The sequence below is a fragment of the Streptomyces sp. NPDC050164 genome, assembly GCF_044459945.1.
GTDB classification, from domain to species: Bacteria; Actinomycetota; Actinomycetes; order Streptomycetales; family Streptomycetaceae; genus Streptomyces; species Streptomyces coeruleorubidus_A.
Genome location: NZ_JBITJK010000013.1, coordinates 1 through 13,790 on the forward strand (window position 1 = coordinate 1; position 13,790 = coordinate 13,790).

Annotated in this window: 11 protein-coding genes and 1 pseudogene; 6 read left to right on the forward strand and 6 right to left on the reverse strand. The window is 68.9% G+C overall.

Annotation, left to right across the window (positions count from 1 at the left end):
* Positions 1-196: 196 nt before the first annotated feature.
* The 3 genes from ACIBNA_RS19140 to ACIBNA_RS19150 form a co-directional block, all read right to left on the reverse strand.
* Positions 197-718 (reverse strand): DUF1990 domain-containing protein, encoded by a 522-nt coding sequence (locus ACIBNA_RS19140; RefSeq protein WP_399166371.1) that lies wholly within the window; start codon positions 716-718, stop codon positions 197-199.
* A gap of 68 nt (positions 719-786) precedes the next feature.
* Positions 787-2,433, reverse strand: coding sequence for a M4 family metallopeptidase (locus ACIBNA_RS19145; RefSeq protein WP_399166372.1), 1,647 nt, complete (start codon positions 2,431-2,433; stop codon positions 787-789).
* A 210-nt stretch (positions 2,434-2,643) separates the two neighbouring features.
* Complete coding sequence (locus ACIBNA_RS19150) at positions 2,644-4,632, reverse strand: M4 family metallopeptidase (protein ID WP_399166373.1); 1,989 nt, start codon at positions 4,630-4,632, stop codon at positions 2,644-2,646.
* An 88-nt stretch (positions 4,633-4,720) separates the two neighbouring features.
* On the opposite strand from ACIBNA_RS19150, the gene ACIBNA_RS19155 reads away from it, so the two are divergent.
* The 6 genes from ACIBNA_RS19155 to ACIBNA_RS19180 all read left to right on the forward strand — a co-directional run bounded on the left by ACIBNA_RS19155 (position 4,721) and on the right by ACIBNA_RS19180 (position 9,119).
* Positions 4,721-5,191: a hypothetical protein gene (locus ACIBNA_RS19155; RefSeq protein ID WP_399166374.1), complete on the forward strand. Its 471-nt coding sequence runs from the start codon at positions 4,721-4,723 to the stop codon at positions 5,189-5,191.
* Positions 5,192-5,246: 55 nt separating this feature from the next.
* Positions 5,247-5,477, forward strand: coding sequence for a hypothetical protein (locus ACIBNA_RS19160; RefSeq protein WP_399166375.1), 231 nt, complete (start codon positions 5,247-5,249; stop codon positions 5,475-5,477).
* Positions 5,478-6,135: 658 nt separating this feature from the next.
* On the forward strand, positions 6,136-7,644 hold the full coding sequence (locus ACIBNA_RS19165; RefSeq protein ID WP_399166376.1) for a tyrosine-type recombinase/integrase: 1,509 nt from the start codon (positions 6,136-6,138) through the stop codon (positions 7,642-7,644).
* Between the two features lie 183 nt (positions 7,645-7,827).
* Positions 7,828-7,959 (forward strand): hypothetical protein, encoded by a 132-nt coding sequence (locus tag ACIBNA_RS19170; protein WP_399166377.1) that lies wholly within the window; start codon positions 7,828-7,830, stop codon positions 7,957-7,959.
* Positions 7,960-8,347: 388 nt separating this feature from the next.
* The gene (locus tag ACIBNA_RS19175) at positions 8,348-8,854 is read left to right on the forward strand and encodes a peptidoglycan-binding domain-containing protein (RefSeq protein ID WP_399166378.1); all 507 of its coding nucleotides are present in this window, start codon (positions 8,348-8,350) and stop codon (positions 8,852-8,854) included.
* A 58-nt stretch (positions 8,855-8,912) separates the two neighbouring features.
* On the forward strand, positions 8,913-9,119 hold the full coding sequence (locus ACIBNA_RS19180) for a hypothetical protein (RefSeq protein WP_399166379.1): 207 nt from the start codon (positions 8,913-8,915) through the stop codon (positions 9,117-9,119).
* A 107-nt stretch (positions 9,120-9,226) separates the two neighbouring features.
* Here the strand turns inward: ACIBNA_RS19180 and ACIBNA_RS19185 are convergent.
* From ACIBNA_RS19185 to ACIBNA_RS19195, 3 genes and pseudogenes are all read right to left on the reverse strand, one after another.
* Positions 9,227-9,667 (reverse strand): annotated as a pseudogene (locus tag ACIBNA_RS19185) (class I SAM-dependent methyltransferase); the annotation flags it as partial.
* A gap of 219 nt (positions 9,668-9,886) precedes the next feature.
* Positions 9,887-11,752, reverse strand: a complete 1,866-nt coding sequence (locus ACIBNA_RS19190) for an ABC transporter ATP-binding protein (protein WP_399166380.1) — start codon at positions 11,750-11,752, stop codon at positions 9,887-9,889.
* Complete coding sequence (locus tag ACIBNA_RS19195) at positions 11,749-13,590, reverse strand: ABC transporter ATP-binding protein (protein ID WP_399166381.1); 1,842 nt, start codon at positions 13,588-13,590, stop codon at positions 11,749-11,751. The genes ACIBNA_RS19190 and ACIBNA_RS19195 overlap by 4 nt, the downstream gene beginning before the upstream one ends.
* Positions 13,591-13,790 lie beyond the last annotated feature (200 nt).

Here is a 13,790-nt window from a genome sequence, read left to right on the forward strand (position 1 = left end):
CCTCCAACACGGCCCGCTGGGCATCAGTCAGTGACAACGGCGGAATCTTCGGGCCCGGACGACTCATACCGAACCAACGACGAATCTCCGACTCAGGTCACTAGGGTCTGTCGTTTGGATCAGGTCGCAGGGAAGCGACTGTTCTGCTCGGTGCGTGCCAGACCCCGCGTCTGCGACGTGATCCAAACGACAGGCCCTAGGCCTCCGCACCACCCTGTGTTGCCAGGTTCCGTAGGACGCTGCCGCACCTGCGCGCGTACGCGTGCTGGAAGCCCCTGGTCGCCGGGCCGCCCGCCTTCGCGTACCACTTGGCGCCGCGGCTGAAGGCGTTCACCGTCAGCCAGACCGTGCCGTCTCCCGTGCGGTCGACGACAAACGACTCCTCGCCGCATTCCGGGTGGCCGGGCAACGTGCCGTAGGCCCAGCCGGCGCGGCGGGGTTCCTCGACCGTCCACACCACACGGCAGGGGGCCTTGATCATCCCGGCGAGGGTGACGGTGACGTCGACACCGGGGACGGCCCGGTCCGCGCCGGCGTCGATGCCGACGCCCAGGGCCCGGTGCATCTCCCAGGTGAGCACCGCCTCCGAGGCCCGGCGGAAGACCTCCTCGCCCTCCCCGAGGCGGGTGCGCACGTTCATGGGGTGGAAGCCCGGCGGGCAGAAGCCCTCGTCACGGGTGGCGCCGACATCGGCGTAGGTGAAGTCCTCCGAAGACATGGTCACCAAGAGTAGGGCGGTACCCGGATCCGCCTTCGCTCCGGGTACCGCCCTCGGCCGCGCTTCGGTCAGCCCACGTTGACGGCGGACCAGGCGGCCGCGACCGCCTTGTACTCGGTGCTGGACGCGCCGTACAGCGCCGAGGCCGCGTTCAGGGTCGCCGTGCGGGCGCCCGCGTACTTGGTCGTCGACGTCATGTACGTCGTCAGCGCCTTGTACCAGATCTGGAGCGCCTTGGTGCGGCCGATGCCGGTGACCGTGGAGCCGTTGGACGTCGGCGAGTTGTAGGTCACGCCGTTGATGGTCTTCGAGCCGCTGCCCTCGGACAGCAGGTAGAAGAAGTGGTTGGCGGGGCCGGAGGAGTAGTGGACGTCCATGCTGCCGAGGCTGGAGGACCACGCGTCGGCGGAGTCGCCGTCCTTGCTGGGCTTGTCCATGTAGCGCAGCGGGGTGCCGTCGCCGTTGATGTCGATTTTCTCGCCGATGAGGTAGTCACCGACGTCGGAGGAGTTGTTCGCGTAGAACTCCGCGCCCGCGGCGAAGATGTCGCTGGTCGCCTCGTTCAGGCCGCCGGACTCGCCGCTGTAGTTGAGGCGCGCCGTGGCCGACGTCAGGCCGTGGCTCATCTCGTGGGCGGCCACGTCGAGCGAGGTCAGCGGTTTGGCGTTGCCCGCGCCGTCGCCGTAGGTCATGCAGAAGCAGCTGTCCGACCAGAAGGCGTTGTTGAAGTTGTTGCCGTAGTGAACGCGCGAGTAGGCGGCCTTGCCGTCGTTGCGGATGCCGTTGCGGCCGAAGGTGTTCTTGTAGAAGTCCCAGGTCACCTGGGCGCCGTAGTGGGCGTCGGCGGCGGCGGTCTCCAGGTTGGAGGGGTTGCCGTCGCCCCAGACGTCGTCGGGGCCGGAGAAGAGGGTGCCGGTGCCGGAGGTGCCGCGGCCCAGGTTGTACGTCTTGTTGCCGCCGCGCGTACCGTCCGACAGGGTGTACGACGACCCGGACTTCGTGGTGCCGATGGTGACCTTGCCGCTGTACGTGGTGTTGCCCGTGCCGGTCTCGATGCCCTGGTACTCGTAGAGCTTCTTGCCGGTGGCGGCGTCGGTGATGACGTGCAGCTCGTTCGGGGCGCCGTCCTCCTGGAGGCCGCCGACGACCGTCTCGTAGGCGAGGGTGGGCTTGCCGTCGGCCGCCCAGATCACCTTGCGGGGCGCGGAGTTCGCCTCGGTCTTCTCCGAGCCGGCCGCCTTGGCGAGCGTCACGGCCTGCTTCTCGGCCTTGGCGGCGGTGACCGCCGGCTTGAGCGAGGCGACCTTGAGGGCGGCCTTCGTGGCTCTGGTGATGCCCTTGGTCTCGCCGGACTTCGACTCGTGTACGACGAGGTCGCCGCCGAGCACCGGCAGGCCCGCGTAGGTGCGCTCGTAGCGGGTGTGGACCGTGCCGTCGGCGTCCTTCACAACGTCCCTGACGAGCAGCTTCTCCTGTGCGCCGAGGCCTATCTCGTCGGCGGTGCCGGTGGCGTCCGCCTGCTGCTCCTTGATGAGGGCGGCGCGGGCGGGCGCGGTGAGGAGGACGGGGGCGGCGGCGAGCGTCGGCTTGCTCGCGGAGTCGGCGGCGACGCTGCTGCCGGAGGTCAGACCGGTGGTGAGCAGGGCGCCGGCCGCGACGGCGGTGGCGATGGCCAGCGTGGTGCGCTTGTGACGCGCGTAGAGAGGGGAGGTCACACAAGCTCCTAGGTGTGGGGGAAGTGCAGTGGTGCTGTGCGGCGGGTGGGGGAAGAGTGGCACTTGAGGCGCGTACATGTCAGGAGCACCGCGTGATGTTGGCCGGAAAACGACGGCGACGTGTCGCACCGGAGGCGGAAAGCGGGCGCCGCCCCGGGGGAGTCGAACCCACCGGGGCGGCGCCCTGCCCTGGGCGGACCGCGAACGGGCCTACGGGAAGGTGAGCTTCCAGCTGTTGATGTATCCGGTGTCGCGGGCCGCGTTGTCCTGGACCCGCAGCTGCCAGACGCCGCCCGCGGCCTCGGAGGAGGCGTTCACCGTGTACGTGGTGTTGATGTTGTCCGCGCTGCCGCCGGTGCCGTAGCCCTTCAGCGTGTACGCCGTGCCGTCGGGGGCGACCAACTGCACCTGGAGGTCACCGATGTAGGTGTGGACGATGTCCACGGCGACCTGGAGGTTGGACGGCGCGTTGCCCGTCAGGCCGGAGACGGTGACCGACGACGTGACCGCCGCGCCCCGGTCCGGGATCGCCACGTCGGCGGTGTTCTCGAAGGACGTACCGCCCCCGCCTCCACCGCCGGAGCGGGCACCGACGTTCACGCCCGCCCACGCGTCCTGGACCGCCTTGTACTCGGCGCTGTCGGTGCCGTAGAGCTCACCGGTCGCCGCGAGGGTGCCGGTGCGGGCACCCGCGTAGTTGGTGGTCGAGGTGAACTTGGTGGTCAGCGCGCGGAACCAGATCTTCTCCGCCTTGTCGCGGCCGATGCCGGTGACCGGAAGGCCGTCCGAGGTGGGCGAGTCGTAGCTGACACCGTTGATGGTCTTGGCGCCGCTGCCCTCGCTCAGCAGGTAGAAGAAGTGGTTCGCCGGGCCCGAGGAATAGTGCACGTCGATCGAGCCGATGCCCGAGTACCAGGCGTCCTTGGAGTCCCCGTCCTTGCTGGGCTTGTCCATGTAGCGCAGCGGGGTGCCGTCGCCGTTGATGTCGATCTCCTCGCCGATGAGGTAGTCACCGACGTCGGAGGAGTTCTTGGCGAAGAACTCGACGGTCGCGCCGAAGATGTCGGAGGTCGCCTCGTTCAGACCCCCGGATTCGCCGCTGTAGTTGAGGCCCGCGGTGTTCGAGGTGAGCCCGTGGGTCATCTCGTGCGCGGCCACGTCGATCGACGTCAGCGGGTTGGCGTTGCCCGAGCCGTCGCCGTACGTCATGCAGAAGCAGCTGTCCGACCAGAAGGCGTTGACGTAGTTGTTGCCGTAGTGCACCCGGGAGTACGCGGCCACGCCGTCGCCGCGGATGCCGCTGCGGCCGTGCACGTTCTTGTAGTAGTCCCACGTCAGCGCGGCGCCGTAGTGGGCGTCGGCGGCGGCCGACTCCAGGTTGGAGGAGCTGCCGTTGCCCCAGACGTCGTCGGGGCCGGAGAAGAGCGTGCCGGTGCCGGAGGTGCCGCGGCCCAGGTTGTACGTCTTGTGGTTGCCGCGGGCGCCGTCGGTGAGGTTGTACGTCGAACCGGACTGGGTGGTGGTGAGGTCGACCGTGCCGGAGTACACCGTGTTGCCGGTGCCGTTCTCGATGGCCTCCCACTCGTACAGCTTCTCGCCGGTGGTGGCGTCGGTGACGACGTGCAGTTCCTGCGGGGTGCCGTCGTGCTGGAAGCCGCCGACGACCGTCTCGTAGGCCACGACCGGCTGGCCGTTCGCGGCCCAGATCACCTTGCGGGGCTCCCGGTTGACGGCCGGGCTCTTGGCGTCCTCGGCCTTCCCCGCGGCCAGGGCCTGCTGCCGGGCCTGCGCGGCGGGCACCGCGGCCTTCGTCGTGGCCGGCTTGATCGCGGCGCGGGTGGCTTTCACGACGGACGCGGTGGTGTCCGTCTTGGTGCTCTGAACGACCAGGTCGCCGCCGAGGACCGGCAGGCCGTCGTAGGTGCGCTCGTAACGCGTGTGCACGGTGCCGTCGCGGTCCTTGAGGACGTCGCGGACGACCAGCTTCTCCTTGGCCCCGAGGCCCAGGTCCTTCGCCGTCCCTGCTTTGTCCGCGTCGGCCTCGCGGATCAGCGCGGCGCGCTGGGCGGGGGTGAGCCGGACCGACTCCGAGTCGGGGTTCGCCTTGCTCGCGGCCGACGGTGCCATCGTAGGGGCCGCGGTGGCGGTGCCGCTGTGCACGGCGGTTGCGATCAGCGCGGCGACGCCGGCGAGGGCCACGGCCGCGGTGCGGCGGGGGGCCTGTTGACCGAACTAACTCTTCCATCTGGATGGCAACGTCGGGGCATTGCTCGTCAACCCGTTTCCGTTGGTTCGTGAACGCCGCTCGGCTCGGCCCGGGTCGCAGAGCGATGGTGAGAAGAAGCACCGGAACCGGCGCACGGGTCTCTACCGGCCGACCGTTCCTCAGCAGATCCCGCGGCGGATTCCTGACGAGAAGTACACCGAGGTCTTCGCCGGGCTCCGCTCGCACCGCGACCGGGCCTTGCTGGCCTTCTGGGTCGCCACCGGCGCCCGCGCCGAGGAACTGCTCACCGTCACGCAGGGAGGTGCGGTCGTCGGCGAGCAGACCATCGGCGTGATCCGCAAGGGCAGCCGCGAGTACCAGGAGCTGCCCGCCACCCCGGACGCGTTCGTCTGGCTGCGGCTCTACCAAGAGGCTGCCTGGAAGAAGGGCGTGCCTCGCGGCCGTCACCATCCACTGTGGTGGACACTACGGCGCCCTTGGCGGCCGCTGGGGTACGGCGCGGCCCGCATGATGTTCAACCGCGTCCAATGAGCTCCTGGGCGCCAACTGGACCCTTCACGACCTGCGGCACACGGCGACGTTCCCGATGCTCGACGACCCGAACATGCCGCCGGTCTACGTGCAGAAGATCCTCGGTCACAAGTACCTGTCGACCCTGGACATCTACAACCGTCCCACCAGGGACGACGTCATCACCGCTGGGCTTGCCCACCATGCCCGTCAGGAGCAGCGACGCAAGGAGCCTCCCGTGCCCGTCGACGAACCGTCCTACAACCCCGACTCCTTGTCCATCCTCTTTGGCCGGGACGTGTCATGACCAGCGCGGCGACACACGTCGCCTCGAGTTTCGTCCCGCGGGAAACGAGCTTGGTGGGTGCCGAAGCGCTCGCCTTGATGGACCGATTCCCACCTCGGCAAAGGTCGAGTATGTGGCCAGCAACGGCCGTCTCGCGCGGAGAAGTCCTTGAGCGGCTGGCTCGTCCGCCGCTGCGAGCTGCGGACAGCAGCGCTCAGGAAACTCGTATGTTCGGTGCACGCCTCGTGCTGGATTGGCTGGCGACCTACCCCGGCGAGACCTGGCAACAGCGCTGGGAGGCGAGCCCGGCCCACGGCCAGCAGATCGCGTCCCAAGGATGGAGGGATGCCTTCGCGAAGTGGACCCGCTCGGAGGCACGCGTGTCCCGGCGCGAGACGCTGCTGGTCGGGGTCCTGGCGCTGCTCTGCGCGGATGCTGTCAGACCCGGCCCGGAGTTCCTCATCGGGTCAAGATCGCGGCACCTCCGACCGGCTCTGGAGGCAACGCGCGACCCAGAGGGATTCGCTCGGTCCGCGATCTGTTAGTCGCCTATCTTTCCCATCGTTCCGTAGGTGACTTCACATCGCTGCAGTCGCTTACGAACTCGCTGGCGCTTCGGTTCTCGGATGACCTGGAGCGGCATCATCCGGGCGTCGACTCTCTTCGGCTGCCAGCCGAGGTGATCACTGCCTGGAAGCTCCGTCTGGCCACCAAGACCGTCCGCAAGCGTCTGCTCGACGGCTCGTTCCGCGAGGTCACAGAGCCACGTAGGAACGCGACTGCCATCAAAACCCAGGTCCGGGCTTTGTACTTGGACCTGGCGGAGTGGGCTGTGGAAGACCCCAGCCAGTGGGCCGCTTGGGTGGCTCCCTGCCCGATCAGCGAAGCCGAGTGCTCGACAGCGAAGGCTGACCGCCAGCTCAAGGCCCGGATGGACCAACGCACTCGTGAGCGTCTGCCCGCGTTACCCACGCTGGTGCAGACAGCTGACCGCCTTCTGAAGGAGGCCAGGGCTCGGCTCGAGGCGCTCAACGCCGCACCGCTCAGCTCGACATTCACCGTATTGGACGAGACATTCACCGTCCCACGCTTCAGTAAGCGCGCTGACGGGCGCCCGATCCATGCCTGGGACAGCAAGGGCCACCGGCGCTCGTTCGCGGGCGAGGAGCGGAGCGCCTTCTGGGCGTGGGCTGCGATCGAGATCTTGCGGCACACCGGCATCCGCATCGAGGAGCTCCTCGAGCTGGGGCATCACAGCATCATCAGCTACAAGCTGCCCACTACCGGGCAGGTCGTCCCGCTCTTGCAGATTGCCCCGTCGAAGACGGACCAAGAGCGACTTGTCCTGGTCACACCAGAACTGGCCGACGTGCTGAGCGCGATTGTCTCCCGAGTCCGCGCTCCCGACGGGAGAGTTCCCCTGGTTCGAAGCTACGACCATTACGAACGGGTCTGGAACCCGCCGATGCCCCTCCTGCTTCAAGATCGCATGAGTGGCTATCCGCGTCCGCTGTCTGCAGCGTCTATCCGCAGGGGACTCGACGCGACTCTGCTGGCCTCAGGATTGGTGGACAGTGCGGGCGAACCTCTCATCTTCCAGCCCCATGACTTCCGACGAATCTTCATCACGGACTCCATCCTCAACGGCCTGCCACCCCACATCGCCCAGGTCATTGCTGGTCACGACCACATCGGAACGACGATGGGATACGCCGCCATCTACCCGACGGACGCCATCGAGGCACATCGAGCGTTCATCGCCCGACGCCGGGCCCTGCGGCCAGTCGAGGAATACCGCACCGTCACCCCAGAGGAATGGGACGAATTCCTCGGACATTTCGAGCGCCGCAAGCTGGCCCTGGGCGACTGCGGCCGCGTATACGGAACCGACTGTGCTCATGAACACGCCTGTGTCCGTTGTCCCGTCCTCATCGTTCACGCGACGGAACGTCCGCGGCTCGCCGAGATCCGCGACAACCTCCTCGCGCGCATCCTGGAAGCCGAACGCGAAGGTTGGCTCGGCGAGCTCGAAGGACTGCAGAGCAGCCTGACCCACGCCGAGGAGAAGCTCGCCCAACTCGACGCGCAGATCTCCCGGCAGCAGGAGACCGTCGACCTGGGAATTCCCACCTTTCGGGAGATCGTTGCTCGCACCACTGCGGTGGCCGCACCGCTGGAGCCCTCGTGACCTGGACGGTTGTCAGAACCCATCTTTGAACCTCTGCTGATCTCGTATACAAGCCCCGGTGGAGTGCTCGGTGCACACAGACCCCGCTCTTCGCAGTGGTGTGGCAATTCTGCCACTACCGGGCGGGCCGGGGTTCCCCATTCACGGCGGGGCCGTGCTCCGGCCTGGCAGGGGGTGGGCACGGTGCCCAGTACAGAGAAGATCGGCAACGTCAGCGTCCAGCGGTACGAGCAGATCGTGGAGAAGCTGCGCGATGCCGTCGAAAAGTTGTCGAACCAACACCCCAACACCCCAGCCCTCCGCACTCCGCGGTGACCCGCGCGTTCGCTGCGAGCCACGGATCTGACGGACCCGTAGGGGCGGCTTCTCGTGGTCCCAGCGGTAGCGGCAGTCGAGCTCAACAAGATCGCGGCTGCAAACCAGAGGCGGTCTCGACCGCCGCCTTGCCCCTATTCCGGTGTGCGCGGCGGCCGTTCCTTGTGGGGCAAACGACCGGCACACTCAACGATCGAGCCGGGCTACCGTGCCCGTCGTACGAGGCTGACACCGGCCATGGCGGTCGCGTGAAGCGGCGCGACCTTGAGGCGGTGCACCACTGACAAAGTTCCCTGCACGGATGACAAAGTCCCAAGCCCACGATGACTCTAAGGTCCATGGGCGAGGACGTCACTGAGACGACATCACCGACCGGAAGGATTGCATCGTGCAACGAGTATCAACGACGCTCCGCATGCGGAGCGGAGTTTTGGGGGCTCTGGCTCTCCTCTTCGCCGCCGGTCTGACGGCCAGCCCGATGATGACTGCGCCCGCCCACGCCGCCTACGGTCCGTGCAACACGACGGTGAAGCGCACCGATGGGTTGGGCGATGGCGGCAACCCTGGCAATCACTACAAAATCCCCGCGCGCACCGATAACGGTCTGAGCTGTTACATGGAATATCAGACGGGCAGTTCAAACGCCGTGACGGCGCTGCAGAGAGCCATCGTTTCCTGCTACAGGGGCACCTATGCCGCCAATCGGATCAACGCCACCGGAGGGGCAGATGGAGTCTACGGCACCGGCACGGTGGATGCCGTTCGGTGGCTCCAAGCCAACCGCCTCGGCGTGAGCGCCGACGGCGACTACGGGCCGGCGACCCGTGAACAGATGCAGTGGCCGCTGTATACCGAGGGCGGTACCTATATCGCCTGCCTCAACCCCCCTTTCTAGTCAACACAACGTCTGTCGACGCCGACCTCTGTGCCTGAGGTCGGCGTCGACGTCTGCCTTGCAGGCCAATACCGTAGGCACGGCCACTGCCAACAGCAGGGACGACCGCAGTTGGTCGACCCGCGTCACCCGGTTGTCGGCCACGACCAGGCTCGCCCCCGAACACTGCGGCCACAGTGACGAGGTGCTTCGCCACAACGGCGACCCCGCGTTGCTCACCGTCCAGTTCCAGACCGACACCAACTGGCAGGTCCGTTACGTGTGAAAACGACCTCTCAGCTCAGTGGACGCCAGCACAGAACGCGGCGCTTCGGGCGAGCTTCATCCACGCGGATGATCTACACCCCCACGACCCAAGCCACGGGCCACGCTCTACGGGCGGCGGGCCAGCAAGTGGGCGTCGAGGAAGCCCCGCTCGGACGCTGGGTCGTGGAGCAACCGAGCCACCGTGACGAGTCCAGCCCCGGCCAGCAACTCGGCAAACTGCTCCGCCGGCCAGCTACAGGCGGGCGCCACCTTGTGATCGAAGCGGACCGGCTCCGGCCCCTCGGTCCCGAAGAAGGACACCAGGAGCAGACCCCCTGGTGCCAGAACACGCACCTGCTCAGCGAGCAGCGCGGGCAATTCTCCAGGTGGGGTATGGATCATCGAGTAGTGGGCCAGCACTCCGCCGAGCACGCCGTCCTCGACCGGCAGGGCCTCCATTCGCGCTTCGTCGAACCGCAGCGCCGGCTGGGCCCGCCGAGCGTGGTCGACCATGGCCGGGGAGAGGTCGAGCCCGAGGGCGTCCAACCCCAAGTCGTGAACGAGATGCCGAGACGCCGCGAAGGGACCACTCGCTGCGAGGACTTCGAGGCGGTCCGCTCCAGGCTGCGGGTCAGAGCAGTCCTGAGATGCGTTTCATCCCCGGCGTGAGCGCCGGGCTTTCAGGCAAGGCCACAGGTAGCGGCCGCCGCTCCGGGAGTCGGGTGTGCCGGGGTCCTCGTACGCGTCGATCATCCGCCCGCCTCCGCCGCCCTCTCCGCCGCCGTCCTACGCCAGGCTGTCCCGCCAGGCCCGGTGCAGATCCGCGAACCTGCCCGTGCCCGCGACGAGTTCGGCCGGTTCGCCGTCCTCGACGATCTTCCCCTGTTCCATCACCAGGACACGGTCCGCGATCTCGACGGTCGAGAGCCGGTGCGCGATGACCACGGCCGTACGGCCCTTGAGCACCGTCGCCATCGCCCGCTGCACCCCACGCTCGCCCGGGATGTCCAGCGAGCTGGTCGCCTCGTCGAGGATCAGCACCGCCGGATCGGCCAGCAACGCCCGTGCGAACGCGACCAGTTGCCGCTGACCGGCCGAGATACGGCCGCCCCGCTTGCGTACGTCGGTGTCGTAGCCGTCGGGCAGGGAGCTGATGAAGTCGTGCGCGCCGATCTCCTTCGCCGCCCGCTCCATCTCTTCCCGCGTGGCGTCCGGGCGGCCGATCGCGATGTTCTCCGCGACCGTGCCGGAGAACAGGAAGGCCTCCTGCGTCACCATGACCACCCCGCGCCGCAGTTCGGGCACGGCGAGATCGCGCAGGTCGACGCCGTCCAGCAGTACCCGGCCGTCGGAGGGGTCGTAGAACCGGGCCAGCAGCTTGGCCAGGGTCGACTTGCCGGCGCCCGTGGAGCCGACGACCGCGACCGTCTGCCCGGCCGGGATCGTCAGGTCGAAACGGGGCAGCACCTCGCCACCGGTGCGGTAGCCGAACCGGACGCCGTCGAAGTCGACCTCGCGGCCCGGCTGTTCACTCGCCGGCGGGGGGAGCTGCCGGGGACTCGACGGCTCGGGCACGGACGGCGTCTGTGCGAGCAGCCCGGCGATCTTCTCCAGCGAGGCCGCCGCCGACTGGTAGGAGTTGAGGAACATCCCGAGCCGGTCGATGGGGTCGTACAGCCGCCGCAGGTACAGCACGGCCGCCGCCAGCACACCGAGGGCCAGCGTGCCGTCCGCGACCCGGTAGGCGCCCCACAGCACGATCGCCGCGACCGCCGTGTTGGCGACCAGCCGCGAGCCGGTGACGTACCGGGCCATCTCCAGCAGCGCGTCGCCGTTGGTCCGCTCGTGCCGCTGGTTGAGCACGCCGAAGTCCGCGTCGTTGACGGCCTCGCGGCGGAAGGCGCGCACCGGCCGGATGCCGTTCATGGTCTCGACGAACTTGACGATGACGGCGGCGATGGCCGTCGACCGCGCCCGGTACACCCGCCCGGCGCGCCGCTGGTACAGCCGCACCAGGGCGTAGAGCGGCACCAGGGACGCCACCGCCACGCCGCCGAGGCCCAGGTCGAGCCAGAGCAGCATCGCCGAGATGTAGACGAAGGACAGGATGACCGTCACGAGCTCCTGAAGGCCCTCGTCCAGCAGCTCGCGCAGCGACTCCACGTCCGTGGTGGAGCGGGAGATGAGCCGGCCCGAGGTGTAGCGCTCGTGGAAGTCGACGCTCAGCGCCTGCGCGTGGCGGAAGATCCGGCCGCGCAGGTCGAGCAGCACGTCCTGGCTGACGCGGGCCGCGGCGGCGACGAACGCGAACTGGAGCCCGCCCGCGGCCAGCGCGCACGCCAGATAGCCGACGGCCACCGCGATCAGCGGCCCGTGGTCCTGCGCCCGGAACGCCGGCACGGCACGGTCGATGGCGTACGCCACGAGCAGCGGGCCCGCCTGCACGACGGCCTGCTGGAGCAGCAGCAGGAGCGTCGTGACCGTGACGCGGGCCTTCATCGGCGCGAGCAGGGAGCGCAGCAGGGCAGCGGTGGCGCCCGGGGGTGTGGGCAGGACGTCCCGGTCGAAGGGGTCGCCGGTGGCGGGGGTCCGAGCGTCGGGTTTGTCGTCGTCGGGTTTCCCGTCGGCCGGTGCGGTGGTGGCCGCCGTCATCGTGCGTCCTCCTGTTCGACGGGCTGTTCGCCTGACTGCTCCGCTGACTGCTCCCCTGCCTGTTCTCCCGCCTGTTCTCCTGACATCAAATGCGCGTACTCGGCGTTCGTACGCAGCAGTTCCTGGTGGGTGCCGACCGCGGCGATCCGGCCGCCGGACAGCAGCGCGACCCGGTCGGCGAGCAGCACGGTGGACGGGCGGTGCGCCACGATCAGGGCGGTGGTGTCCGCGAGGACCTGGCGCAGGGCGGCCTCGACGGCGGCCTCGGTGTGCACGTCCAGGGCCGACAGCGGGTCGTCCAGGACGAGGAAATCCGGTTGTCCGACGACAGCTCTGGCCAGCGCCAGGCGCTGCCGCTGCCCGCCGGAGAGGCTGAGGCCCTGCTCGCCCACCTGGGTGTCCGTCCCCTGCGGCAGGGCGTGCACGAAGTCGGCCTGGGCGACGGCCAGGGCGCGCTCCAGCTCGGCCGGGCCGGCCGTGTCGTCGGCGCCCATGAGGACGTTGTCGGCGACCGCGGCCGAGAAGAGTGTGGGCTCCTCGAAGGCGACCGCGACCTTGGCGCGCAGCGCCTGACTCGACAGGGCCTTGATATCGACGCCGTCGAGGGTGATGCGGCCCGAGGTCACCTCGTGGAGGCGGGGGATGAGCGCGGTGAGGGTGGTCTTGCCGCTGCCCGTCGCTCCGACCAGGGCCATGGATTCGCCGGGCCGGATGTGGAGGTCGACCTTGTCCAGGACGGGCGGGGAGTCGGGTGAGGCGTCCGGGTAGCGGAAGGTGACGCCGTGGAACCGGAGACCGGTCCCGGCTGCGGGCAGCGACGCCGAGTCACCAGGAACTCCCCGCTCCTCGACGCCCTCGTCCATCACCTCGAAATACCGCTCCGTCGCCGTCGCCGCCTCCTGGCTCATCGCCAGCAGGAACCCGATCGACTCCACCGGCCACCGCAGCGCCAGCGCCGTGGACAGGAACGCCACCAACGTCCCCGCCGACAACCCCCCGTCGGCCACCTGCACGACCCCCACCACCAGCGCCGCCCCGATCGCGACCTCCGGCAGCGTCACGATGACGCCCCAGATCGTCGCCAGCAGCCGCGCCTTGCGCAGTTCCGTGCCGCGCAGCCTCCCCGACAGCTCCCGGAACGCACGGGCCTGGCTCCGGTGCCGGCCGAAGCCCTTGATGACGCGGATGCCGAGCACGCTCTCCTCGACGACCGTCGTCAGGTCGCCGACCTGGTCCTGGGCGAGCCGGGCCACCTTGGCGTACCGCTTCTCGAAGATCACGCAGGTGACCATGACGGGCACGGCGGGCCCGAGGATCACCAGCCCCAGGGTCCAGTCCTGGAGCAGCATGATGACCACGCCGACGAGAATCGTCACGCCGTTGACCAGCAGGAACGTCAGCGGGAAGGCGAGGAACATGCGCAGCAGCATCAGGTCCGTCGTCCCCCGGGACAGCAACTGCCCCGACGCCCACCGGTCGTGGAAGGCCACCGGCAGCCGCTGCAGGTGCCGGTACAGATCCGCCCGCATGGATGCCTCGACGTGGGAGAGCGGGCGCGCCACCAGCCACCGCCGCAGCCCGAACAGCAGGGCCTCGGCGAGGCCGAGCAGCAGCAGGTACAGCGCGCCGAGCCAGACCCCGCCCGGGTCCCGGTCGGCGATCGGCCCGTCCACCATCCACTTCAGGACGAGCGGGATCACCAGGGCCACGCAGGAGGCGAGTATCGCCACGAACGCGGCGGTGAACAGCCGTACCCGCACGGGCCGCACGTACGGCCACAGGCGCAGCAGCGTACGCACGGCGGAACGGTCCTGGGCGGGGGCGGGTGTCGTGGCCATCAGCAGCGAGCCTACGGATCGCCACTGACACTGCCCACCGAGTTTCCGCCGTTACCCGGGGCGGCCGTTGGACCTACGACCTGGGGGTACCTCCCTCGAGCGAAGCCGAGAGCTTGGGGTGTTCGAGGGGTCGTACGGCGGCATCAGCCGATCGGATGATGCCCGTTCGAGCGCGACGGCCGATGTGCCGGTACCCACCG

Coding starts and splice junctions, on each gene's coding strand:
- ACIBNA_RS19140 (WP_399166371.1), bottom strand. CDS start 718: ATGTCTTCGGAGGACTTCACCTACGCCGATGTCGGCGCCACCCGTGAC.
- ACIBNA_RS19160 (WP_399166375.1), top strand. CDS start 5,247: ATGCTCGACGACCCGAACATGCCGCCGGTCTACGTGCAGAAGATCCTC.
- ACIBNA_RS19190 (WP_399166380.1), bottom strand. CDS start 11,752: ATGACGGCGGCCACCACCGCACCGGCCGACGGGAAACCCGACGACGAC.
- ACIBNA_RS19195 (WP_399166381.1), bottom strand. CDS start 13,590: ATGGCCACGACACCCGCCCCCGCCCAGGACCGTTCCGCCGTGCGTACG.